We start from the raw sequence: 278 nt of genomic DNA on the forward strand, positions 1-278 counted from the left end.
CTTCGATGTCTTTATAAAAATTCAGGCTTTCCTGATAGGGCGAAACAATAAAATAACCTTCTTTCCCTACGACCAGAGAATCGAACATGATTTTGGGTAAATTGAATCCATCGACTTCCGTAAAAAATGAGACAGCATGACCTGGATCTGTTTCATTCTCACTGAGCTTGATAAAAGTATGGCCCATGAAGCTGCTGGGGCTCATCAGGTTTTCTGATGCATAGGCAAGACTGATTGTCTTTGCAGACACCGCATCTAAAAACTCCTGTAATTCAGGG

The 278-nt window shown here is 41.4% G+C and carries 1 protein-coding gene; it reads right to left on the reverse strand.

The window, feature by feature from the left end; translation table 11 throughout:
- A partial coding sequence (locus ACYP03_RS25960) for a lipoprotein N-acyltransferase Lnb domain-containing protein (RefSeq protein ID WP_459782668.1) occupies positions 1-250 on the reverse strand: 250 nt, incomplete at its 3' end.
- Positions 251-278 lie beyond the last annotated feature (28 nt).

The sequence above is a fragment of the Photobacterium sp. R1 genome (genome assembly GCF_054600795.1).